The following is a 24,164-nucleotide window of genomic DNA, read 5'->3' on the forward strand; positions in this document are numbered from 1 at the left end:
ATCTGGGGCCCGTCCCATTTTTCGCCAGACACCGACGCGGTGGTGGGCCGTGTGTACCGTGGGTGGGGGAGTTTGGGGGCGATGTGAACGGCGTGTAAAGGGACGAAAAATCGCCTCAAGGTCAACTTGAAGGTTGAGGTTGAAAGGCGGGGTGCCACAGGTGGCATCCCGCCGTTGCTGTAAACACAACATATTGTGTTTTCGAACATATGCTTGGGGGTGTTTTGCGATATATGGTGGGTGGAGTGGTGGGGCGGGGTGGGGGAAGGGGTGGGGAAAGGTGTTGAAAAATGGGGCGGTTCCCCATATTATTAATGACGTCGACAGGCGGGGTGGTTCCCCGCGTACGTGCCATCTGAGTAACCGAGGGGAGGGCGCACATGGGAATGACTGGTGCATACGAGCGCAATCTCGATGCAAAAGGTCGTCTGTCCCTGCCTGCACCCCTTCGCGAGGAGCTTGGAGAGCACGTTCGCGTGTTCAAAGCCCTGGATGTCGATGCTCTGTACGTGTTCTCTGCCGAGGCCTTCGATAAGTGGGTCGAAGGACTCTTCGCGGGTCGTGAGGGCCACGAGGGTTTTAACCCGCGTGACATTAACGACCAGAAGCTCATGAGGGCGATCAACAAGCGCACCACGTCGATGGACGTGGACAGCGCCGGTCGTATCGGTCTTTCCGAGTCTCTCCGCAAGCAGGCGAACCTCGACCGTGAGGTCACGGTTGTGGGCAACTACGACCACCTTGAGGTTTGGGATCGCGCCGCGGCCGATGAGGACGATGACGATGAGGCCCTGCTGGACCTCTTCTTCTCGTAAGGGCGAGGCACGGGTAACGGATGGAGCGTGGGATCTTGACACAAGAATATCGGCATGAACCTGTCATGCTCGGCGAAGTGCTTGAGTCGCTGCGGCTAAAGAGCGGCTCCGTTGTCTGCGATTGCACCCTTGGCGGTGCCGGCCATTCGGTAAAGATGGCCGCGCAGGTGGGGGAGACGGGCCTTTTGCTCGGCGTCGATCAGGACGACATGGCCCTCGAGGCCGCTGGCGCCCGTCTGGACCGCGAGGTTCCCGGCGTTCCGCACCAGCTGCTGAAGGGCAACTTCGGCGACTTGGACGAGCTGCTTTGCTCGGCCGAGGTGCCCGGGGTCGATGGCTTCCTGTTCGATTTGGGCGTTTCGTCACCGCAACTCGATATCCCTGGCAGGGGCTTTTCGTATAACGAGGACGCCCCATTGGACATGCGGATGGATCCGGGTAATAACACCTTAAACGCAGCTGAGGTCATCAACACCTATAACGAACACGACCTCGCCCGGATTCTACGCGTCTACGGCGAAGAGAAGTTCGCCTCGCAGATCGCGCGCGAGATCGTGCGCCGCCGCGAGCAAGAACCGATCGAAACCACCGGCCAATTTGTCGAGATCATCAAGGCGGGTATCCCGGCTGCCGCTCGTCGGCATGGCGGACACCCGGCCAAGAAAAGTTTCCAGGCCATTCGCATCGAGGTCAATCACGAGCTCGATGTGCTCGAACGAGGGCTTGATGCCGCCACCAGGTGGCTCAACCCGGGCGGACGTATCTGCGTCATCTCTTATCACTCGCTCGAGGACCGTATCGTAAAGAACCACTTTAAGGAGATGAGCCAGGGGTGCACGTGTCCGCCGGAGATTCCGGTGTGCATGTGCGGCAACGTGCCGATACTCAAGGTCATCACCCGCAAACCCTTGGTTGCCCAGCCTGATGAGGTTGAGCGCAACCCTCGGGCGAGATCAGCCAAAATCCGCGTGGCGCAGCGTCTGTAGGCGCGACTGCGCGATATTGGACCTCCCGCTCGCACCATAAACGAAGCTTAAACACACTACCAACGTACTCGGGATGGGAGGCGGCATATCATGGGCTACAACACTTCAAGCGCAGCACTCGCCTATGATATGAACGCCATGCCCGCCTATCGTGAGACGCCGCAGGCCCCCGTTGCTCCCCGTGAGCAGCGCACGCCGCGCTTTGATGTCTACACGGGCGCGGGCCGTCAGGCAAACCAGGCGGTAAGCCCGGTTTTCATGAGCGTTCTTAAAACGTTTTGCATCATTGCGGCTATCTTCATGACGATCGGCGTCGCCCGCGTGGCGCTCGCCGGCGTCACGGCCCAGGTGCTCAACAGCAACGCCGAGCTTACCAATACGCTCGAAAAGGCGACCGATGAGAGCTCCGACCTGGAGGTCATGCATTCGGTCTATGGCGCCGACACGCGCATTCGCGACCTTGCGGGCGCTTATGGCATGGTGGAGCCCAGCGAGAGCGTTACACTTGACTTTTCGCAGGATGCAGCCGCGGGCGCCAACGCGACCGCGACCGCTCAGTAGCAAGACGGTAGCTGAGTATGACAAATGACTATCGCCGCGGTTCCGATGGGGGCCGCGGTTCTGGACGTCCCTCGTCGCGGGGACGTTCTGGTTATCAAGGAACGGGTCGGCAATCTTACAACGCCGGGCAGTCCCGTGGCAACGACCCGGCGTCGCGACTTCGCGGCTCGGGCGGCCCTCAAGTGCATAACACCAGGTCGCGCAAGAGTTCGTCGACCGAATGGCTCACGGGCACGCCTCTGCCTCGCCGCAAAGCCGTCATGGGATTCATTGGGCTTGGCTTGGGCTTGGGCGTCTTTCGCCTTGCCGACTATCAAATTGTCGAAGCTGATAAACTGCGCGAGCGTGCCGATGCGCGTCGCCTGCTTGCGCAGACTCTCTATGCCAAACGCGGCACCATCTACGACCGCAACGGTAACGTGCTGGCGTCGTCGGTCGAATGTCGCAACATCGCCGTGAACCCGCAGCTTGTCGAGGATGTTGACAAGACGGTGTCGGCGCTGGTCAAGGCAACTGGAATCGATAAAAAGACGTGCCGTAAGCTCGTCGAGTCCGATGGCACCTGGGTGTATATCAAGCGCCAAGTGGACGAAGACGATGCTGCGGCGTTGGAGAAGAAGAACCTGCCCGGCGTGCTTTTCGAGCAGGCTATGAAGCGTGTATATCCATACGGCAATCTGGCATCGCAGGTGCTGGGTGTAGTGAATGTGGACAACGACGGCTTGACGGGTCTCGAAAAGCAATACAACAAGCTTCTGACCGGCACGAACGGTTCTCTCGTACGCGAGCGCGCGAGGGACGGCAGCTATATCGCGGGCGGTGCCTATAAAAAGGTGGCTGCGGTCGACGGCGTTGACATCGTGACGACGCTCGACGTTAATATCCAGCGAGCGGCTGAGGATGCTCTGGCAGAGGCTGTCGAGAAGACAAAGGCCAAGAACGGCTCGGCTTTGGTCACCGACCCCACGACCGGTGAAATTCTCGCCGCCTGCTCGTACCCGACCTACGACCAGACCGATCTGGAGAACGCCAAGACCGAGGATATGAACCTGCGCCTGGTCACCGACGCCTACGAGCCCGGCTCGGTCTTTAAGACGCTCGTGGCGGGCGCCGGCTTCGACTTGGGCGTCGTGCGATCGAGTACGTCGTTTGAGGTGCCGGCGAGCATCAAGGTGGGCGACGATACCGTCACCGATGCCGACAAGCGCGACTATGCCATGACCATGGATGTGCGCGAGATGATGCGCCGTTCGTCCAACGTGGGCTTTGTCCTGGTGGGGCGCAAAATCGGTGCCGACGACTTTGCCGCCTATGTGGACAAGTGGGGCATCGGTCACAGCTCCGGTGTCGATTTTCCGGGCGAGAGCCTGGGCATCGTCAAGGAGCGTGACCAGTATGACGGCGCCACGCTGGGATCGATGAGCTTTGGACAGGCGCTGTCCGTCTCGCCGATTGAGGTCGCACGTGCCGTGGGCGGCATCGCCAACGGCGGCGTGATGATGACCCCGCACTTCTATAAGTCCAGCAAAGGCGACGAGAAGGACTGGGGCGAAGGCGAGCGCGCGATTTCGGAGGACGCCGCATCCCAGGTGACATCGTGCATGCAGACGGTCGTGTCCGAGGGAACGGGCGTTGGCGGCGCGGTTGACGGCTATGACGTGGCGGGTAAGACCGGTACGGCCGAACGAGCCGACGAGAACGGCGGCTACCTCAAGGAGAACTACATGTCGTCCTTTATGGGCTTTGCACCGGCACAATCGCCCAAGGTGCTGTGCTATATCACGCTCGACGGAACGCCGAGCGGCTCAGATGCCGCTGCGGTGCCGTTCCAGTCCATTATGGCCAACGCGCTCGACGTGCTGGGTATCCCGCACACGAAGTAGGGGGTTACAATCTTTGGGGCGTGGTTTGTTGTCCCATATGAGGGGTGTTCACATGCCCTGCACCACGCATGCGCGGCGCTGGGATACAATACGCCGATAGCATTATTAGGTTTACAGGGGAGCTGCAATGATAGAGATCGCCGTCAACAACCTCGCGGCCGCAACAGGGGCCCGAACCGTGACGGGAGAAGCCGATCAGGTATGCCGCGGGTGCGTTATCGACTCGCGCCAGGTCGAGGAAGGGACGATTTTCGTCGCCTTTCCCGGTGAAAACGTCGACGGCAATGATTTTGCTTCCCGTGCCGTCCAGTCGGGTGCCGGCGCCGTCGTGATGACGCGTGAGCCTGAGGCCGAGCTGGTCTCGCTGGCGCAGGACAAGGGCTGTGCCATCTTGCTGACCGATGATCCCGAGGAGTTTCTGCTGCGTTTGGCGCACACGTACCGTCTGGAGCTTGGCTGCCTGGTCGTCGGTATTACCGGTTCCATCGGCAAGACGACGACCAAGGACGTGCTCGCCGCCGTGCTCGCCAAGCGCTATCGCGTCTGGGCCACCAAGGGCAATTTCAATAACCTGATCGGCATGCCGCTCACGGTGCTTTCCGCTCCGGCCGATACCGAGGTCCTGGTGCTCGAGATGGGCATGAACCATTTCCACGAGATCGAGCGCCTGTCCCAGTCCGCCAATCCCAACCTTGCCATCGTGAGCAAGATTGGTACCTCTCATATCGGCATTTTGGGTAGCCGCGAGAACATCGCCCGCGCTAAGGCCGAGATTGTCCAGGGTATGTGCGCCGCTGGCGACTTCTTGCCGCTGCTGGTTTTGGGCGGCGAGGACGACTTTACGCCGTTCATTCGCGATACGTTCGCCCAGCCTGCTGGTATCGACGTGATGCTGGCCGGCGTCTCGGACGATGATGAGGTCCGTGCCCGCGACATTCGTGTTGATGACGAGGGCCGTCCGGTCTTTACGCTCGATTTTGGCCAGGGTGAGACGATCGATACCATGCTTGCCATCCCCGGCGTGCAGTCCGTTCCTAATGCCGTTAAGGCCGCCGCGGTTGCCTATCGCCTGGGCGTGACGCCCGAGCAGATCGATACTGCCTTTAGGGGCCTCACGATCACCGGTCACCGCCAGGAGATTAAGCGCGCCAAGAGCGGTGCCCGCGTCATCGACGATTCCTATAACGCCAGTGCCGAATCCATGGCTGCTGGCCTCGATCTGCTGTGCTCGCTTTCGTGCACGGGGTCTCGCATGGCGATCCTGGGCGAGATGGGCGAGATGGGCGATGAGGCTCCTCGCATGCATGAGCTCGTGGGCGCCTATGCCGCCGCCAAGAAGCTCGACATGCTTGCGTGCGTGGGTGGTGAGCTGGCCCAGCTTATGGCCGATGCCGCGCGCATGATGGGTATGGACGAGGACCGCATCCAGGTGTTCTCCGATTATCAGCAGGTGCTCGACCGCATGGGCGGCGCGCTTGAAAAACATGATGTTGTACTGGTCAAGGGTTCCCGCTTTGTTGAGCTCGACCGCTTTGTGGAAGGTGTGTGCTAGCCCATGTTCGGCAATCCCTCGTATCCAACGTATCAGGCTTTTTTGGGGCTTGGCATCGCCGCCGCCATTGCGCTGCTGCTCATGCCGTGGTGGATCAAGCTGCTCAAGGTCGAGGGTATCGGCCAGCAGGTTCGTGCCGATGGCCCCAAGCGTCATTTGGTTAAGCAGGGAACGCCCACCATGGGTGGTGTTGTCATCCTCGTCGCGATCTCGCTGACCTGCCTGCTGATGGGCAAGCTCACTACCGAGCTCGTGCTCGTGCTCCTCGCCACGCTGGCGACCGGCGTGCTGGGCCTGATCGACGACCTGACCTCCGTTACGCATGGGCGCTCGCTCGGTCTGACGCCTCATGCCAAGATGATCGGCCTAACCATTATCTGCGTCACCTTTACGGTACTTGCCGTCAACTGGTGCGGCGTCGCCCCCGAGATTCGTTTTCCCGGCGGCCTGACGATTGACCTCGGTGTTCTTTCGACCACCATCTGCGGCCTTTCGTTCCCGTGGCTCTACATTGTCTTTTGCTGGCTGATGATCGCCGGTCTTTCTAATGCCGTGAACCTGACCGATGGCCTTGACGGTCTTGCTGGCGGCACCTCCATGATTGCCATGCTCGCCATGGCCGCCATGGCGTTTTTGCACGGAGACGTGAACCTGTCCATCTTCTGCACCGCGTGTGCCGGTGCCTGCTTGGGCTTTCTGTGGTTCAACTGCTATCCGGCGAGCATCTTTATGGGCGATACCGGCTCGCTTGCCCTGGGCGCCGCGTTTGCCTGCACGTCCATCATGACCAACACCGAGGTCGTCTCCCTCATCATCGGCGGCCTGTTTATCGTTGAGACCCTGTCGGTCATGATTCAGGTTGTCTACTTCCACTTTACGCACAAGCGCGTCTTCCTTATGGCGCCCATCCATCATCATTTCGAAAAGAAGGGCTGGGCCGAGACCAAGGTCGTCATCCGTTTTTGGATTATCGCTGCGGCCTTTGGTGCCGTTGGCCTTGCTTTGTTCTTCCAGTTGGGATAGTGGTCTTTCATGCCTCTTGCTGATGTCTTTAGCCTGCTCGTTTTGGGTCAGGGCAAATCCGGTCTCGATGTCGCCCGCTGGGCGCTGGCACATCCCGAGCGCGTAAGCGCCGTTACCGTGTATGGCGGCGGCACCTCTGAGCCCAATGACGCCACGCGTGCGCTCGAGGCTGCTGGTGCGTCGTTTGTCTATGGGACCGAACAGGTCGAGGGCGCCTATGACGTATGCGTGACGTGCCCGGGCATCTCGGAGTTCTCGGGCTTCTTTAAGGCCGGGCGCGAGCATGCCGCTCAGATTATGGGTGAGCCCGAGTTTGCCTATCGCCTGTCGCCCGATAACTGGATTGCCATTACGGGTACCAACGGCAAGACGACTACCACGTCGCTGACTGATTATCTGCTCAAGGCTGCCGGCGAGGCCAGCGTTGCTGTCGGCAACATCGGCGAGCCGCCGGTCAACGAGATTGACGGCCGAGCCCGCAACGAGTGGTTTGTGGCTGAGCTCTCGAGCTATCAGATTGCTACGACCGCCGAGCTCCACCCTCGCGTGGCGGTGCTGCTCAACATCACTCCCGACCACTTGGGCTGGCATAAGAGCCATAAGAACTATGCGCTTGCCAAGATCAAACTGTTTGACAATATGGTCGATGACGATCTGGCGGTTGTCGACGTCGAAGACGCCGGCATTCACGAGTTCGATGAGTACATCTACACGCCGGGTCGTCGCATCTGCAAGGTTGCCTTTGACGAGCCTGAGGGCGAGGATGCCGCCTTTGTGCGCGACGGCAAGATGGTCGTGCGCCTGAAGGGCGTCGAGACCCCGCTCATCGCTACATCCGAGCTCAAGATCTCGGGCCATCACAATGTTATCAATGCCCTGTGCGCTGCCACGGCTGCCCTGGCAGTCGGTGCCGATGTCGATGGTGTCTGCCGCGGTCTGGCCTCGTTCCAGCCGCTCGAGCACCGCGTGGAGCCGTGTGGCGAGATTGACGGCGTGCGCTACGTCAACGATTCCAAGGCGACCAACACCGATGCGGTCGAGAAGGCGCTGACGGCATTTCCCGATGACGACGTGATCTTGCTGCTCGGCGGCCACGATAAGGGCACGCCGCTCACGGACTTCGCGCGCGTTGTTATGGACAACGTGCGCTCGGTCGTCTGCTTTGGCGATGCGCGCGAGCGCTTCACCGCCGCTATGGACGAGGCCGATGTCGATGGCGATGTGGATATCGCCCAGGCGGATGACCTGCGCGATGCCGTGGACGTCGCCCGTTCGCTGTCGAGCCGTGGCGACGTGATCTTACTTTCTCCTGCCTGCTCTTCGTTCGATGAGTTCTCGGGCTATGAGGAGCGCGGCCGCGTGTTTAAGGACTATGTGGCCCAGCTTGCCGCTGCGGCGAAATCGCAAATGGAATAGGGGTTGCCGGTGAGAGAGGAGAGCCCCCGACAAGGTATGAGGAGGCCCGACTCGGACCGTGCCTCCTCGCGGCGCAGCACACCGCGTTCCGGTCGCGGCGGGCAGTCGTTTAGCGAACGCTATATTGCCGGCGTTCCCGCCCGCATCATGCGTCCCCGTTTGATATTCATGGCCTGCTTGTTTACCTTGGTATGCTTTGGCCTGCTGATGGTGTACTCGGCGTCTTCGGTCGAGGCGCTGCACGAGAATGGCTCGGCGACGTTTTTTCTGGGTCGACAGGCCGCGTTTGCCGTGGTCGGTGTTCTGGCGCTGATTGCCATCGTGCGCGTTTTGCCGGACAGCTGGTTTGGGGAGGATGTGCTCAGGATCTTCCTCATCGGCATGATAGGGCTATTGTTTCTGGTGTTCTTGGTGGGCAGCGGCAGCCGTGGCGCCACGCGCTGGCTCAACATCGCCGGTATTCAGTTCCAGCCTTCCGAGTTTTTAAAGCCATTTGCCATTGCGTATTCGGCCATCATGCTTGATCGCTTCTTTTCGCCCGGTGGCAACATCAACGAATTCCTTCGCAAGATGGGCATCTACTTGGGCATTTCGCTCTTTCTGATCTTTATCCAGCCCGATTTCGGTACTGTCCTGATCATCCTGTTGACCCTCATGTGCATGGCGTTGTTTGCGGGTCTCGACCCCAGATTTATCATCGGCGTGCTAATCTTCGGCATTCTCGTGATCGTGATTGCGCTTGTTGCAGAGCCGTACCGTATGGTGCGTATTCAGGTTGCCTTGAACCCTTGGGCCGACGAGTATGGTGACGGCTATCAGGCCACGCTTGCCATCATGGCCTTTGCCTCGGGCGGTCTGTTCGGCCGTGGCATCGGCAACTCAACCATGAAGTACTCGTATCTGCCCGAGGCGCACAATGACTACATCCTGGCCATCATTGGCGAGGAAGTCGGTTTTGTCGGAACCGTGCTGTTCTTCTTGGTGTTTGCGATGCTGATCTACTCGGCGTTTCGCATTGCCGAGCAGGCGACCGATCGTCGGGGTGCGCTCATGGCGTCTGGCTCCGCGGTCATTCTCGCGGTGCAGTTTTTGATTAACGCGCTGGGCATCCTCAACGTGTTTCCCATGACGGGCAAACCGTTGCCGTTTATTAGCTACGGCGGCTCTTCGATTATTGTGTCGCTTATGCTCGCCGGTCTGATCCTGCGCGTTTCGTATGAGAGCGCCCGTCGCGATGAGTACGACCGTCGCCGCGAGAGCTTTGCCGTTATGGATGAGAGCACCGCCGGCGTGCCCCACGTGCGCGGCGAGCGATCTACGCGTAACGGTTTTACCGTCCTGGATGGCTCTGCGACCGAGCCGGCAGCCCGCCCGCGTCAGCGAACGGCGCCGCAAGGTCGTCCTCAGCGCCCCAGCCCTCGCAACGCGGGCGGCGGATATAATCGAATCGATTTGAACTCGGACCCGTCGGCGCGTCTGCGCACCGACGACCAGGGACCGCGTGTACGAAGGGACTACCATGACCGATAAGATGACCGTTGCTATTGCAGCCGGCGGCACGGCAGGACACATCAACCCCGCGCTCGCCTTGGCCGAAGAGCTGCGTGATCGTGGCCACCACGTTGTGTTCGTGGGCCAGTCGCGCAAGCTCGAGGGTCGTCTGGTCCCCGAGGCTGGATTTGATTTTGTGCCCATTACGGTCACGGGCTTCGACCGCTCCCGTCCTTGGACGGCGCTGACCTCGCTATGGCGTGTCAACAAGGCCAAGCGTGCGCTCGCCAGTCATTTCTCAAAGGTCGGCAAGCCCGACGCTGCCATCGGTTTTGGTGCCTATGTCGAGGTTCCGCTGCTGGGGTGGTGCAAGGGCGCGGGCGTTCCGTATCTGCTGCATGAGCAGAACTCAGTTCCGGGCCTGGCCAACAAGATGATGAACTCCCACGCCGCCCGCGTGTGCATCTCGGTGCCGGCAGCGCGCTCGGTCTTTGAGCGCGAAGGTGACTCTGACCACGTGCTCATGACCGGCAACCCCGTACGTCGCTCGGTAATCGAGGGCGATCGCGCTCGCGGCCGCAAGGCACTTGGCGTTCCCGAGGACGCTACACTGCTGCTCGTCTTTGGCGGTTCACTTGGCGCCCAGCACCTCAACGAGCGCGTGGTTTCGCTCAAAAACGAGCTGCTTTCGCGCAAGAACCTCTATGTGTTGCATTCGACGGGTGCCGACGGCTTTGAGGAGACCGAGCGCGCTTTGGCGCTGACGCCCGAGGAGGCGGAGCGTTACCGCGTCCAGCCTTACATCGACAACATGGGCGATATGCTGGCTGCTGCCGATTTGGTGCTCTCACGTTCGGGCGCATCGAGCGTGGCCGAGATCGCTGCGCTCGCCGTGCCCTCGGTGCTCGTGCCGTATCCGCATGCGACGGCCGACCACCAAACCACCAATGCCCGTTATCTGGTCGACGCCGGGGCCGGTGTGCTCTGCGCCGATACCGATATCGATGGTTCTGCCTTTGCCGATGAGCTGCTGCACTTGGTCGATGACGCGGCGGCGCGCGACGCCATGCGTCAGGCGGCACGTGGTCTGGCTCAGGATAGGGCCGCCGCTCTTCTGGCGGATGCGGTAGAGGGTTTGCGTTAGTTAGACGGGATATCGTCGGTCGCCCTCGCGCTGATGCGGTAGGTGCGGTACAGTTAACGGGTTACAGGCAGTGTTTACGCAAGGAGTACACGAGCACATGGCTGATTCCCAGACTGCAACCTCCGCGCCCGAGTTTAAGAGCGCCCACTTTATCGGTATCGGCGGCGCCGGCATGAGCGGCATCGCCCTCGTTCTGCACGAGCGCGGTTATGCCGTTACCGGCTCCGATCTTAAGACGTCACGTTATATCCGCCAGCTTACCCGCGCTGGCGTGAAGGTGCATGTGGGCCATGAGGCCGCCACGATCGACGAGGTCAAGCCCGACGTGGTTGTTGTCTCCACCGCTATTCCGGAGTCCAACCCTGAACTCGTGCGCGCTCGCGAGCTTGGTATTCCCGTGTGGCCCCGTGCCAAGATGCTCTCTGCCTTGGGCCACGGCTACACTACCGTCGCTGTTGCCGGCACGCACGGCAAGACCACCACGTCTTCGATGTGCGCCACCATGCTCGACCGCATGGGTCTGGATCCGAGCTTCCTGATCGGTGGCATCGTTGAGGGTTATGACACGAACGGCAAGAACGGCTCGGGCGACTATTTTGTCGCCGAGGCCGACGAGTCCGACAGCTCCTTCCTGTTCCTGAACCCCAACGTGGTCATTGTGACCAACGTCGAGGCCGATCACCTCGATCACTACTCGGGTATCGAGGAGATCGAGGCAACTTTCGCCAAATTCATGAGCCTGGTGGGCGAGGACGGCACCGTCATCGTCTGCGGTGAGGACCCGCATCTGGTCGAGCTCGCCAAGTCGACGGGCCGTCACGTGCTTTCCTACGGCTTTGCCGAGAGCAACGACATCGTCTGCATGCACCCGGATGTCAAGGGCATCCAGAGTGACTTTATCGTTCGCTTTGAGGACGGCACTGAGCATGCCGTGGAGATCAAGAGCAATCCCGGTCGCCACAACATGCTCAACGCCACGGCGGTGCTTACCGTCGCCCATGTCCTGGGCCTTGACATCGACGCCGCCGCCAAGGCGCTCTCGAGCTTTGAGGGCGTCCGCCGTCGCTTTACCCACGTGGGCGATATCGGTGGCATCACCGTGGTCGATGATTACGGCCATCACCCCACCGAGATCAAGGCGACGCTTGCTGCCGCTTCGTCGCTGGGCTACAAGCATGTCGACGTCGTGTTCCAGCCGCACCGCTATTCGCGCTTGCAGGCCCTGTGCGACGACTTTGCCGATGCATTTGCCAATGCCGATAAACTGCTGCTGATTGATGTGTTCTCGGCTGGCGAGATGCCCATTCCGGGTGTTACCTCTAAGATGCTCGCCGATTCCGTGCGCGCCAAGCATCCTGGCAAGGAGGTCGTGTACTGCTCCAGTCGTCTTGAGCTCAATCAGGAGCTCGAGCAGATGGTGGGCGAGGGCGACCTGCTGCTCACTATGGGTGCCGGTGACGTTACGACCGTCGGTCCCGAGTTCATTGAGTATCTGACTGCCAAGAAAGACGCTTAAGTCTAATGGGTCTGTTTAACGCCGTCATGGCGCTCTCGGGCATGATCGACACGGATGTGATCGAGGACGAGCGCCTTGCGCGTCATACGAGCTATCGTATCGGCGGCAAGGCCGACCTCTTTGTGACGTGCCACAGCTATCATGCCCTCCGCCGCGCCGTGGCGGTGCTCGATCGCGAGCAGGTGCCGTGGGTCATCATCGGCAAGGGCTCCAATCTGCTGGTTGCCGATGGCGGTTATCGCGGCGCCGTCATTTCGCTCGGACGTGAGTTTCAGCGCACGGTTGTTGCCGATGACGGTTATACGCTGACGGTCGGTGCGGGCGTGATGTTTGCGCGCCTGGTCAACGATGCCCTGTCGCGTAGCCTCTCGGGCCTTGAGTTTGCCGTTGGCATCCCTGGTTCGGTCGGCGGTGCGATATCTATGAATGCCGGCACACGGACCGAGTGGATTGGCTCGCTGGTTGAGGATGTCGTAACGTTTGACCCGGCATCCGGTATCAAGCATTATGCGGGGTCCGAGATCACTTGGGGCTACCGCGAATGTAGCCTTCCCCGCAATGAGATCATCCTCGAGTGCGTGCTCAAGCTTAAACCGGCGCCCAAGGCCGACATTCGCGAGCGCATGGAACGGTACCTGACGAGGCGCAAGCGTACGCAGCCCATGGGTCGCGCATCCTGCGGGTCGGTCTTTCGCAACCCGCCCGATGCGAGTGTGGGCAAGCTTATCGAGGATTGTGGATTAAAGGGTTTTTCGATTGGCGGCGCGGAAGTTTCGCCCGTTCACGCTAATTTTATCGTTAATAACGGAACTGCCTCGGCCGATGACGTTGCCGCGGTTATCAGACATGTGCACGGAAAGGTGAGGGAGGCGTATGGCATCGAGCTCAGACCGGAAGTTAAATTCCTCGGCTTCTAGAGCATCGAAACCCACCTTCCGCCGCGCCGGAGGGCGTTCCGGCGCGCCTGCCAAACCTCAACGCAATACCGTCGCGCACTCTAAGTCTGTCGGGCATGCTCGACAGGCCGGTCGTCCGGTCGTCGGCTCTCAGCTCGGTAATCGTCCGGCCGCAAAAAAGTCCTCGCGTCCCTCGGTGACATCAAAGTCTGTTATGGCCGCCAAGCCTGCCCGTCCTATGGCAACTCCTAAGCCCTCGACGGGAACTAAAGCGGTGCGTCCCGGTCGCACGCTGGGCGCATCGAAACCGCGCTCGCTGACATCGGTGCCGGCTACCGCCAAGAAGCCTTCGGGTAAAAAAGGCGTCAACCCGTTGTCTTCACTTGGGGCGATGGCAAATAAAACGTCAGACGCCGCTTCTGTTGTTACAGGCAAAGGCAAAATTGTGGGCGGCGTTCTGGCCGTCTTTGCCGTGCTCGTCGTCGTTGCCATCGTGGTGATCAACTCTGGATTGTTTACCGCCACTGATATTCAGATTCAAGGCAGCGAGCATGTGACCAAGCATGATGCTATCCAGCTGATCGATTTGCCCGAGGGAACGTCGCTTTTTAACGTCGATCCCGACCAGATTACCGAGGATCTCAAGCAGAACCCGTGGGTCTCGGGCGTGGATGTCCAGCGCCAGTTCCCGCATACGCTCATCATTACGCCTATGGAGCGCAAGGTCATCGCAATTGCCTATATCAGCTCCGATGACCTTGCCTGGGCCATCGGGGATGATGACACCTGGATCGCCCCACTGTCGACGTCGGTCGAAGTGGACGACCAAGGCAACGTCATCACGACAGGGCAGGGCTCAAATACCTTGACCGGAATCGATGCCGCGCTGGCGCTCGCTAAGCATTATGGCGCGGTGCTGTTGACTGATGTCTCGGCGGATGTCGCTCCGGTTTCCGGCCAGGCGGTGAGCTCCAAAGCCGTTAAGGCCGGCCTGGATTATGTGCGTGGTTTTTCGAGCGAGTTCTTGGGACAAGTCAAGGATATTTCCACGCCTTCGGTCGAAGCCATCTCGGCAAACCTCAATAACGGCATTGAGGTGTCGCTGGGCGATTCGAACGATATCGCCAAGAAGGAACGCGTAGTCACCAAGTTGCTTTCGCAGGTAGAGGGCGTAACGTATATCAATGTGCGCTCTCCGGGCAACTACACATTTAGGAATGCTCCGACCTCGTAGCGCTGGTTGATGCTTTGTTGAGGGGCCATACCACGCCGTTTATCTGGTTTGTTTGGTTTTCACGGTCAATTATTTGACTGATACGTTCATAATGTGCAAACATAATACGGTTTACCTTTGCATTTACTTTCAACCTGAAGGTTAATGTGCGCAGGGGTCGACCCATGCTATGGCTATAACCTTTGTTCGGAGGACCGACATGCACGAGACAGAGATCAACAACTACCTTGCCGTCATTAAGGTGGTCGGCGTCGGCGGCGGCGGTACCAACGCGGTCAATCGAATGATCGAAGAGGGCATCCGCGGCGTCGAGTTTGTTGCCATCAACACCGATGCTCAGGCACTCGCGATCTCTGATGCCGATATCAAGGTGCACATCGGCACCGACCTTACCCGCGGCCTGGGCGCCGGCGCCAACCCCGAGGTTGGCCGCAAGGCTGCCGATGAGTCCCGCGACGACATTGCCGAGGCGCTTGCTGGCGCCGACATGGTGTTCATCACCTGCGGCGAGGGCGGTGGCACCGGTACCGGCGCTGCTCCCATCGTTGCCGATATCGCGATGAACGAGGTCGGTGCACTGACCGTCGCCGTCGTGACCAAGCCCTTCACCTTCGAGGGCCGCAAGCGCAAGAAGAGTGCCGAGGAGGGTATTAAGACCCTCTCCGATTGCGTCGACACCATGATTGTCATCCCTAACGATAAGCTGCTCGACATCGCCGAGAAGAAGACCACCATGCTCGAGGCCTTCGCGATTGCCGATGGCGTCCTTTCCCAGGGCACCCAGGGCATCACCGACCTCATCACCGTCCCCGGTATCATCAACCTGGACTTCGCCGATGTTAAGACCATCATGAAGCAGGCCGGTACCGCCATGATGGGTATCGGTACCTCTTCTGGGGATACCCGTGCCGTCGACGCAGCCCAGCAGGCCATCTCCAGCCCGCTGCTCGAGAGCTCCATCGATGGTGCCACACGCGTGCTGCTCTCCATCGCCGGTTCCAAGGACCTGGGCATCCAGGAGATCAGCGACGCCGCCGACGTTGTCGCCAACGCCGTCGACCCCGAGGCCAACATCATCTTCGGTACCGTTGTCGACGAGTCCCTGGGCGATCAGGTGCGTATCACCGTCATCGCTACGGGCTTCTCCGACTCCAACGTCAACCGTCAGGATGAGCTCTTTGCCGCTCAGCAGTCTCAGAGCAAGGCCGCTGCTTCCGCTGAGCCGCAGCGCACCGCTCCGGCCACCAGCCCGGCTCAGGCCGCTCCGACCCGCAACGTCGGTGGCACCGAGCTTCCTAACTTCGGCAACGATCAGTTCGAGCTTCCCGACTTCCTGAAGCGCGGTAGCTTCTAAGTCGTTCTTTGCATTGTTCTGCACAGGGGCGTGTCCGTATGGACGCGCCCTTTTTATTTCGACTTTGTAAACTAGAACCTCCAATCTCTTTACGTTCCCTTTACGATTGCCTCCAGCGCAGCAGGTATCCTTTTAGAGAAGTATGACAGCCGTATAAACGCGGGCTGTAGCGGCGATGCCGCGGTACTTGTGTTATTAGGAGGCTTTAGTATGGCAGCACGTGCGGACAACGTTTCGCGTGTCGACCATGATGGAGTTACGTTGGTGGAGGGCGCGACATCCGATGTTCGCTTTGCCTTCACCGAGCGCGCCGGTGGCGTTTCCGAAGATGCGTACTCCTCACTCAACTTGGGCTCGCATGTTGGCGATGACCCCTTTGCTGTTCAAGAAAATCGTCGTCGTGCGCTCGAAGCTATGGGTGCCGCCGAGTGCGAGCACAACCTGCTCGTTCCCAATCAGGTCCATGGTGATCATATCGTTGCGGTGACCTCGAACGGCACCGATGACCTTGAGGACGTTCGCGAGCAGATTGCTGAGGGCTGTGATGCCATCGTCTGCACGGCGCATAACGTGCCCGTGCTGCTCTGCTTTGCCGACTGCGTTCCCGTGGTGCTGGTGGCCCCTGGCGGATTTGCCGTGGTGCACTCCGGTTGGAAGGGCACGATTGCACGTATTTCTGCCAAGGCGTGCCAGGCGCTTTGCGATGCTGCCGGCTGCGATGCGAGCAACGTTTCCGCCTATATTGGCCCCCATATCTTGGGTGACGAATATGAGGTATCCCAGGAACTCATGGATCGCTTTGCCGCCGAGTTCTCTTGCATCGATGCGAGTGCCTCTCGCATGCTCGATCTTTCCGCTGCCATTCGCGAGGCGCTGGTAGATGTCGGTGTCGACGCGGATAATATCGTGGATACCCAGCTTTCGACCGTGCGTCAGAACGACCGCTTTTATTCCTACCGTAACGAGGACGGCACCTGTGGGCGCCATGCTGCGATCGGCGTGATGCTATGAGAAAGATCGTATCGGTCCTGAGCGCCGCTGTGCTTACACTTACGCTGTGCGCCTGTTCTTCGGGATCTTCTACCTCTTCCATTACTGTCGCTGGCTCCACGACCTGCCTTCCTATCGCCGAGATTGCGGCCGAGGGCTTTAAGGAGGAGACCGGCATCGACGTGCTCGTTTCCGGTTTGGGTTCTTCCGCTGGCATCGAGGCCGTCAGCGCCGGCACGGCCGATATCGCCAGCTCCTCCCGTGGACTCAATGCCGACGAACAGGATCTGGGCCTGACTCCCATCGTCATTGCCCACGACGGTATCGCGGTCATCGTGAACGACGATAACCCGGTCGATAACCTCTCGACCGAGCAGCTCCGCGATATTTACGCCGGCAAGATCACCAACTGGAAAGAAGTCGGTGGCGAGGACCTGAGGATTCAGGTTATCAACCGAGATGAGGCGTCCGGCACGCGTGAGGCCTTTCGCACCATCGTGATGGACGGCACCCCGTTCGATCGCCGCTCGGCCGTTCTTTCGGGCACGGGCCAGGTGCGCGACGTGGTATCTCGTTCGCGCGGTGCCATTGGCTACATTTCGCTGGGCTTCGTCGATAGCCTCAACGCCAAGACCTCGGTCAAGGCCGTCTCGGTCAATCATGTTGAGGCGTCCGAGAAGACGGTCGCGAGCGGCGGCTATCCCATCTCGCGCGACCTTTACTTCTTTGTGAAGGGTGCGCCTTCGCAGCAGGCGCAGGATTACATCGACTACGTGACGTCCGAAAAGATGGACAAGCAGATTCGCGAGGCGGGCTTTATCCCCGTCACCAACGACGAGAAGGGGAGTGAGTAGCATGGAAGCACAGGAAAACTCCCAGACTGAGCAGAATGTTCAGACGCCCAAGAAGCGCGAGCTGGCGCTCGTATCGCGCAGTACCTATATCAAGGAGAAGGCGCTGCAGTGGATCTTCTTTGCCTGCGCGTTCTTGGCGGTCGTTACCGTCATCCTGATTTTTGTCTTTACCACGTACTCGGCGCTGCCCGTCTTTACCGACATCGGTCTGGCGGACTTCTTTAGCTTTACGTGGGCGCCCTCTGAGGGCCACTACGGCATCATGTCGCTGCTTGCCGGCTCAGGTCTGGTGACCGTCGGTGCGCTCGCCATGGGCGTGCCGCTAGGTGTGGGTACGGCCGTATACCTGGTCGAGATCGCCGGCAAGCGCGTGCGCAAGCTCATCAGCCCTGCCGTCGACCTGCTGGCCGGCATCCCTTCTATCATCTACGGCTTTTTCGGCATGATCATCATCCGCCCGTTTATCGCACAACTGACCGGCGGCCTTGGTTTTGGTGCGCTGACGGCGTGGTTTGTGCTCGCCATCATGATCGTCCCTACCATCACCACGCTCACCATCGATGCTCTCAATTCCATTCCCATGGGCATTCGCGAGGCATCGTATGCCATGGGCGCCACCAAGTGGCAGACCATCTATAAGGTCGTGCTACCTGCCGCGAAGCTGGGTATCGTTGATGCCATCGTGCTGGGTATGGGCCGTGCCATCGGCGAGACCATGGCCGTGCTCATGGTCGTAGGTAACGCCCCGGTTATTCCCGACAGCATTGCGAGCCCCATCTCGACGCTCACGAGCCAGATTGCGCTCGACATGAGCTATTCCTCGGGTCTGCACCGCTCGGCGCTGTTCGGCATGGGTGTGGTCCTGTTTATCATCTCCGCCACGCTGGTGGGCATCGTCCGTCTGATTTCCAAGAAGAAGAGGGGGTAGGCTATGTCCGATTCCGTTGACACGACGGTCGATACGACCTCGTCGCGCGAGCGCATCAAGCGTGCCCTTTCCCACGGCAAGAAGGGCCGCATCAACAAGGACCTGTCCAACAAGATCATGCTTGGCGTGTTCCGTGCCGCTGCCTACATCACCACGCTGGTGCTGGTCGCTATCATCGCCTACGTGGTCATCAACGGCCTGCCACACATCTCGCTCGACTTTATCTTCGGTTGGCCCCAGGGCGTCAACGCCGAGGGCGGTATTTGGCCCACGATCGTCTCGACCGTCTATGTGACGGCGCTCGCCATGCTTATCTGCACGCCGATCGCTGTGCTGGCAGCCGTCTATCTGGCCGAGTACGCCAAGCAGGGCAAGGTCGTCGAGCTCATTCGCTACGCTGCTGACGCTTTGGCCTCGGTGCCCTCCATCGTTATGGGTCTGTTTGGCTACGCCTTGTTTGTCGAGGCCATGGGCTTGGGCCTTTCGATGGTCTCTGCCGCCCTGGCACTCGCGCTCTTGATGCTTCCCATCGTCATGCGCACCACCGAAGAGGCCATTCGCGCCGTTCCGCGCTATATCCGTTGGGGCGCGTACGGCCTGGGCGCCACCAAGTGGCAGGTTGTCTCCAAGATCGTGCTTCCTTCTGCCTTTGGCCGTATTGCCACGGGCATCGTCCTCGCCATCGGCCGTGCCATTGGCGAGACCGCGGTGGTGCTCTACACCATGGGGCAGGCCATCAATCTACCTATTTCGCCGCTCGATTCCGGCCGCCCCATGACGGTTCACCTGTACCTGCTTGCCAACGACGGCATCAACATGAACGCAGCCTACGGCACCGCGCTCTTGCTGATGGTGATCATTTTGGCCTTCAACCTGTTTGCGCGCTTCCTGTCGCGCAAGCGTCGCTAGTTAAGGAGTCCCATGTCCGTTTATCAGTCCGCTCCCACGCTGGAGCAAGCGGCCATTACGGCCAAGGATTTCAACTTTTGGTACGGTGACTTTCATGCGCTGACGGGGCTCGACCTCAACATCGCCAAAAACGCCATCACCTCGTTTATTGGCCCTTCGGGCTGCGGCAAATCGACGTTTTTGCGCTGCATCAACCGCATGAACGACCTGATCGAGGGCACGCGCATCGAGGGCACCATGACGCTCGACGGCAACGATATCTATGCCGAGGGTGTCGACCCGGTCGATCTCCGTCGTCGCGTGGGCATGATCTTTCAGCAGCCCAACCCGTTTCCTAAATCCATCTACGAGAATGTCGCCTTTGGCCCTCGTCTGCAGGGCGTGACTAGCAAAAGTGACCTCGATGACATCGTGGAAGAATCGCTCAAGCGCGCCAACCTCTGGAAAGAGGTATCCAATCAGCTCAACAAGGATGGTTTGGCACTCTCGGGCGGTCAGCAGCAGCGTCTGTGCATCGCGCGCGTGCTCGCGGTGCAACCCGATGTCCTCCTGATGGACGAGCCCTGCTCCGCCATCGACCCCACGTCCGTCTCTAAGGTCGAGGATCTGATGGCCGAGCTGGCGCCCGAGATGACGATCATCATCGTCACGCATTCAATGCAGCAGGCAGCTCGTATTAGCGACTACACCGCATTCTTCTTGCAGGAAGTTGCCGGCGAGCCCGCCACGCTCATCGAGTATGGTCAAACCGACGCGATCTTCACCAGTCCGGTGGACTCGCGGACGGAAGACTATATCACCGGCCGCTTTGGCTGATCGGTGCGACTAGTCCCAAGCTGATCGGACCTGGTCCGGTGTATATTCACTGTGCGGGCGGCATGACCGCACCCAACTGATTGGAGTGAACCATGCGCAAACTGTTTTCCCGTCAGCTCGTCGAGGCCCGTCACGAGATGCTGAGCATCTATGAGGCCGTCGATCTGGCCCTCCACGATGCCGTTAAGGCCTATGTGACCGACGACCGCAAGCTCGCCACCAAGACCAAGAAGCGCACGCTTTCGATTGACGCGCGCTGCGCTAACCTGGAGGCCGTGTGCTACAACCTGATCGCCACGCAGTCACCGGTCGCCTCCGACTTCCGCTTGCTGCAGACGATTATCTACGTCGACTTTAACCTGCAGCGCATGACCGATAAGGTTCGCCAGATCTGCCGCGCCACGCGTCATATGATCAAGGCCGACATCTCGCTGCCCCAGGAGCTCGTCGGTACGGTCGAGGCCGAGGCTGAGGCCGTCTACCAGGTGCTGGGCTCTTCGCTTTCTGCGCTCGTCACTAACGACATGTCCATCATCTGCAGCCTGGCCGTCGAGGACGAGCCGGTGCATGCGGCGTACGAGAAGTTCTTCCGCACCTTTAACCGCATGGACACGGGCGATTTTATGGACGACGACAGCAACTATGACGACCTGCGCCGCGCCATCATGGTTTCGCGCTACCTCGATCGCATCGCCTCGATTTCCATCGATGCCGCCTGCCGTCTGACCTTCCTGTTGACTGGTCAGCGCATGAATGCCGGCGATATCGCCCGCACTGATGAGGATGAGCTCGAGAGCATGCGCGTGCCTTCGGGCGAGGGTGTTATCATGAGGCCCGCCGTCGACGCTCGCTACGTTGCCAAGGTGCCCGCTAACGAGGTCAGCGAGGGTCTTCGCTACCTGCTCGATCATCTTGAGGATGAGGACGATGGCGAGGACGACGAGGAGTAAGTAACCCCGTTCGTCGAAAGATTGTAAATACCTAAGTGAGCGCGGCCTTGCACATGCGGGGCCGCGCTCTTGCGTTAGCATGGGACTACTTGTTTGGCTGTCAGCGGAGGCGATTAGCAATGGATAACTATTTGGACTTGATGCGCGCTCGCCGCGAGCAGATTCTGGAACGTTTTTATGCGGCGCTCGATCGCGCAGGCCGTCCCCACGACGCCGCGCGCCTCATTGCCGTGTCCAAGACCGTTGGTGTCGATGAGACCGTTGCCGCCATCCAGGCGGGGTATCGCCATTTTGCCGAGAACCGCCCGCAGGAGCTGGTTCGCAAGCTCACGGGTCTGGCGGAGCATCCGGAGCTGCCCGAGGTACGCTTCGATATGATCGGCAACCTGCAGACCAATAAGATCAATGCGGTGCTGGGCTCAGCCGAGCTGATTCACTCGGTGGGTTCGCTGCATCTGGCGCAGGCGATCTCGAGCCGTGCTGTCCGCAAGATTGAGGCAGGCGAGCTCGCCGGCCCCCAGCGTGTGCTCATCGAGGTCAATGTGAGTGGTGAGGAGTCGAAGGGAGGCTTTTCGCCCGATGAGATTCGCGCCGCCGCGGGTGAGCTTGCGGAACTTGAGGGAATTTGCGTGCAGGGGCTTATGACTATGGCGCCCCGGGGGAATAAGGATGTGGCACGCCGCACCTTTGCGGGGCTTCGTGAGCTGAGGGATGAGCTGGAGGCGGCGCATCCCGATTTGAACCTGCCTGAGCTTTCCTGCGGCATGAGCGAGGACTTTGAGTCTGCCCTTGAGGAGGGCTCTACGCTCGTTCGCCTGGGCAGGGTAGTATTTAGCCCGGAGTTTGCAGTAAAATAAGGCTCTGAAGTGCGCACTGATTATCGGGGCGCCTGCACTAAACCGCGAGAGGACACAACCATGGGCTTCCTTGACGAGATTAAAAATAAAATGCACCTGGGCGGCCAGCAGGGTTACGACCAGGGTTATGGCCAGGACGACGACTACGGCTACGATGACGGCTATGACGATAGTTATCAGGGCAACGGCTACAGCGGTGCTTCGGGCGAGGGCTTCTACACCCAAGACGAGCCGAGCAACGGCCTGCTTGGTCAGACGCGCCGCGGTGAAGCTGAGTCGGTTGCCGTGTATACGCGCTCCGGTCAGCTGGTCGGCGATGACTCCCGCCATGCCACGACGTATAATCCGCCTTCGCGCTCGCAGGACAGTGTTGCGAGCGGTTATCGTCCTGGTGCCTATGACACGCCGTCGAGCTACGCCGAGAACACCCGCGCCCGTGCCGCCGCTGCGCCCGCGCCTGCACCGAGCGATGCCTCGGCCTATGCGAGCAATATCATCAACGCCACACCGCAGCTGCCGGCCTATGTCCTGCGCCCCGAGAGCTATGACGACGTGGAGACCGTGGTGCGCCGCGTTCGCACCAAGCAGCCTGTCGCACTGATTTTTGTGGGCGTACGCACCGAAGTTGCCAAGCGCGTCTTGGACTTCTCTTACGGCTTTGCCTGCGGTCTGGGTGCCACGGTCAAGGAGGTGGGCGACCGCGTGTTCATGGTGCTGCCCGCCGGTTGCGAGGTCAAAGATTCCGATCTCAAGAAGCTTCGTGCGGACGGCTACCTTAAGTAAAGACAAGACGAGGAGATTCCCATCAACATCTACACTATCGTCCAGCTGGTCAACACGCTGTTCAACTTCTATTCCACGCTTATTGTCGTCTACTGCTTTATGACGTGGATTCCCATGAAGCAGGGTGGTTTGCTTCAGGATATTGCCGCGGTGCTCGATAGCGTGTGCGGTCCGTGGCTCAACCTGTTCCGTCGTTTCATCCCGCCGATGGGCGGTATCGATTTTTCGCCGGTCGTTGCGATTATTGCGTTGCAGTTGGTGCAGAGGCTGGTTCTGCAGCTTCTTATAGGTATACTCGTGTAGAACTGACTTAGTAACTTACGTCGGGCGTGTAGCGCCGAGGCGATGAAAAAGGAGACTTGTTATGGCTATTACCCCTGCAGACATCCAGGCTCAGACTTTCTCTGAGGCCAAGCGTGGCTACGATCCTGCTGAGGTCGACGTCTTCTTGGAGACGCTGTCCTCCGAGGTTGACGCTATGCTCGCTAAGATCGTCGACCTTAAGGGTCGTCTGACTGCTACCGAGCAGCAGCTTGCCGATGCGCAGGCTCAGCTTGCCCAGGCTCAGGATGCCACCGCCCAGGCCGTTCCTGCCGCCCCCGTGGCTGCTCCCGCCCCTGACTTCTCCGCTCAGGAGCGCCAGATTTCCGCTGCCCTGATCGCTGCCCAGCAGACCGCTGAGACCATCGTCAACGATGCCAATGAGAACGCTGAGCGTATCCGCAACGAGGCTGACGCCAAGGCCCGCGAGGTTATCCGCCAGGCTCTGACTGAAAAGCAGGCCGAGCTCGAGGAAATCGACCGTCTGAAGGCTTCCCGTGAGGAGTTCAAGGCCGAGTACCTCAAGCTCATCCAGCACTTTATGGACGATGCCCAGAACTCCTTCCCGGCCGACCTCATGGCCTCCACGCCGGTCGGTTCTGCCGCTTCTCCTGCGGTGACTGTTCCCGCCGAGCCGCTGCCCGTCGCTGACCCGGTTGTCCCTGTGGCCGATCCCTTCGCCCCGATTGACAACTTTGCCGCTGACGACCTGGACTAACATTCGGCCTACAATTTAGTGCCTAGAAAGGACCCGCAGTTTGCGGGTCCTTTTTTATGACTGTACCGGGGCGCGCAACATAAAAAACCGAGGCTTATAGGACAAAATGTGTGTCCACGTTGGGGGCATCGGCGCAGGTCGATGCCCCTTTTTCAGCCGTTTAAATT

General features: G+C 59.9%; 23 protein-coding genes. All 23 read left to right on the forward strand.

Translation table 11 applies throughout. From position 1 onward, the window contains the following. Positions 1 to 380 precede the first annotated feature (380 nt). The 23 genes from AB5164_RS05755 to AB5164_RS05865 all read left to right on the forward strand — a co-directional run bounded on the left by AB5164_RS05755 (position 381) and on the right by AB5164_RS05865 (position 23,997). On the forward strand, positions 381 to 815 hold the full coding sequence (locus tag AB5164_RS05755; protein WP_006234269.1) for a division/cell wall cluster transcriptional repressor MraZ: 435 nt from the start codon (positions 381 to 383) through the stop codon (positions 813 to 815). A 20-nt stretch (positions 816 to 835) separates the two neighbouring features. Next, positions 836 to 1,801 carry a 16S rRNA (cytosine(1402)-N(4))-methyltransferase RsmH gene (gene rsmH / locus AB5164_RS05760; protein WP_368142615.1) on the forward strand — a complete coding sequence of 322 codons (966 nt, stop codon included), beginning with the start codon at positions 836 to 838 and terminating at the stop codon, positions 1,799 to 1,801. A 90-nt stretch (positions 1,802 to 1,891) separates the two neighbouring features. Beyond that, positions 1,892 to 2,362, forward strand: a complete 471-nt coding sequence (locus tag AB5164_RS05765; RefSeq protein ID WP_022094483.1) for a hypothetical protein — start codon at positions 1,892 to 1,894, stop codon at positions 2,360 to 2,362. A gap of 260 nt (positions 2,363 to 2,622) precedes the next feature. Next, positions 2,623 to 4,245 (forward strand): peptidoglycan D,D-transpeptidase FtsI family protein, encoded by a 1,623-nt coding sequence (locus AB5164_RS05770; RefSeq protein WP_217107885.1) that lies wholly within the window; start codon positions 2,623 to 2,625, stop codon positions 4,243 to 4,245. Positions 4,246 to 4,372: 127 nt separating this feature from the next. After that, positions 4,373 to 5,797 (forward strand): UDP-N-acetylmuramoyl-tripeptide--D-alanyl-D-alanine ligase, encoded by a 1,425-nt coding sequence (locus AB5164_RS05775; RefSeq protein ID WP_368142616.1) that lies wholly within the window; start codon positions 4,373 to 4,375, stop codon positions 5,795 to 5,797. A gap of 3 nt (positions 5,798 to 5,800) precedes the next feature. After that, entirely contained in the window at positions 5,801 to 6,820 is a 1,020-nt protein-coding gene (gene mraY, locus AB5164_RS05780) for a phospho-N-acetylmuramoyl-pentapeptide-transferase (RefSeq protein ID WP_006234262.1), read from the forward strand. Positions 6,821 to 6,829: 9 nt separating this feature from the next. After that, positions 6,830 to 8,236, forward strand: coding sequence for a UDP-N-acetylmuramoyl-L-alanine--D-glutamate ligase (murD, locus tag AB5164_RS05785; protein ID WP_368142617.1), 1,407 nt, complete (start codon positions 6,830 to 6,832; stop codon positions 8,234 to 8,236). A gap of 36 nt (positions 8,237 to 8,272) precedes the next feature. Then, positions 8,273 to 9,766, forward strand: a complete 1,494-nt coding sequence (gene ftsW / locus AB5164_RS05790; protein ID WP_368142618.1) for a putative lipid II flippase FtsW — start codon at positions 8,273 to 8,275, stop codon at positions 9,764 to 9,766. Beyond that, entirely contained in the window at positions 9,756 to 10,871 is a 1,116-nt protein-coding gene (gene murG, locus AB5164_RS05795; protein WP_368142619.1) for an undecaprenyldiphospho-muramoylpentapeptide beta-N-acetylglucosaminyltransferase, read from the forward strand. The genes ftsW and murG overlap by 11 nt, the downstream gene beginning before the upstream one ends. A 97-nt stretch (positions 10,872 to 10,968) precedes the next feature. Continuing rightward, positions 10,969 to 12,387: a UDP-N-acetylmuramate--L-alanine ligase gene (gene murC, locus AB5164_RS05800; RefSeq protein WP_368142620.1), complete on the forward strand. Its 1,419-nt coding sequence runs from the start codon at positions 10,969 to 10,971 to the stop codon at positions 12,385 to 12,387. A gap of 5 nt (positions 12,388 to 12,392) precedes the next feature. Beyond that, entirely contained in the window at positions 12,393 to 13,304 is a 912-nt protein-coding gene (gene murB / locus AB5164_RS05805; RefSeq protein ID WP_368142621.1) for a UDP-N-acetylmuramate dehydrogenase, read from the forward strand. A 193-nt stretch (positions 13,305 to 13,497) separates the two neighbouring features. Next, positions 13,498 to 14,517, forward strand: coding sequence for a cell division protein FtsQ/DivIB (locus AB5164_RS05810; RefSeq protein WP_368147888.1), 1,020 nt, complete (start codon positions 13,498 to 13,500; stop codon positions 14,515 to 14,517). 199 nt (positions 14,518 to 14,716) lie between these two features. Further along, a complete protein-coding gene (gene ftsZ / locus AB5164_RS05815) occupies positions 14,717 to 15,871 on the forward strand; it encodes a cell division protein FtsZ (RefSeq protein WP_022094491.1) in 1,155 nt (384 codons plus the stop codon). A 210-nt stretch (positions 15,872 to 16,081) separates the two neighbouring features. Beyond that, positions 16,082 to 16,882 carry a purine nucleoside phosphorylase YfiH/LACC1 family protein gene (locus AB5164_RS05820; RefSeq protein ID WP_368142623.1) on the forward strand — a complete coding sequence of 267 codons (801 nt, stop codon included), beginning with the start codon at positions 16,082 to 16,084 and terminating at the stop codon, positions 16,880 to 16,882. Continuing rightward, positions 16,879 to 17,715, forward strand: a complete 837-nt coding sequence (locus AB5164_RS05825; protein ID WP_055251678.1) for a phosphate ABC transporter substrate-binding protein — start codon at positions 16,879 to 16,881, stop codon at positions 17,713 to 17,715. Before AB5164_RS05820 ends, AB5164_RS05825 begins: the two co-directional genes overlap by 4 nt. 1 nt (position 17,716) lies before the next feature. Then, entirely contained in the window at positions 17,717 to 18,643 is a 927-nt protein-coding gene (gene pstC, locus AB5164_RS05830) for a phosphate ABC transporter permease subunit PstC (RefSeq protein ID WP_117840371.1), read from the forward strand. Positions 18,644 to 18,646: 3 nt separating this feature from the next. Further along, a complete protein-coding gene (pstA, locus tag AB5164_RS05835; RefSeq protein WP_006234250.1) occupies positions 18,647 to 19,552 on the forward strand; it encodes a phosphate ABC transporter permease PstA in 906 nt (301 codons plus the stop codon). A gap of 12 nt (positions 19,553 to 19,564) precedes the next feature. After that, the gene (gene pstB, locus AB5164_RS05840; RefSeq protein ID WP_055309817.1) at positions 19,565 to 20,368 is read left to right on the forward strand and encodes a phosphate ABC transporter ATP-binding protein PstB; all 804 of its coding nucleotides are present in this window, start codon (positions 19,565 to 19,567) and stop codon (positions 20,366 to 20,368) included. A gap of 92 nt (positions 20,369 to 20,460) precedes the next feature. After that, the gene (locus tag AB5164_RS05845) at positions 20,461 to 21,318 is read left to right on the forward strand and encodes a phosphate signaling complex PhoU family protein (RefSeq protein ID WP_148332195.1); all 858 of its coding nucleotides are present in this window, start codon (positions 20,461 to 20,463) and stop codon (positions 21,316 to 21,318) included. Between the two features lie 119 nt (positions 21,319 to 21,437). After that, complete coding sequence (locus AB5164_RS05850) at positions 21,438 to 22,175, forward strand: YggS family pyridoxal phosphate-dependent enzyme (protein WP_148332193.1); 738 nt, start codon at positions 21,438 to 21,440, stop codon at positions 22,173 to 22,175. A 60-nt stretch (positions 22,176 to 22,235) separates the two neighbouring features. Beyond that, positions 22,236 to 22,958, forward strand: coding sequence for a cell division protein SepF (locus tag AB5164_RS05855; RefSeq protein WP_055251691.1), 723 nt, complete (start codon positions 22,236 to 22,238; stop codon positions 22,956 to 22,958). 36 nt (positions 22,959 to 22,994) lie between these two features. After that, entirely contained in the window at positions 22,995 to 23,261 is a 267-nt protein-coding gene (locus AB5164_RS05860; RefSeq protein ID WP_488212537.1) for a YggT family protein, read from the forward strand. 61 nt (positions 23,262 to 23,322) lie between these two features. Beyond that, the gene (locus AB5164_RS05865; protein WP_006234242.1) at positions 23,323 to 23,997 is read left to right on the forward strand and encodes a DivIVA domain-containing protein; all 675 of its coding nucleotides are present in this window, start codon (positions 23,323 to 23,325) and stop codon (positions 23,995 to 23,997) included. Positions 23,998 to 24,164 lie beyond the last annotated feature (167 nt).

Source organism: Collinsella aerofaciens (assembly GCF_040915425.1).
GTDB classification, from domain to species: Bacteria; Actinomycetota; Coriobacteriia; order Coriobacteriales; family Coriobacteriaceae; genus Collinsella; species Collinsella aerofaciens_BW.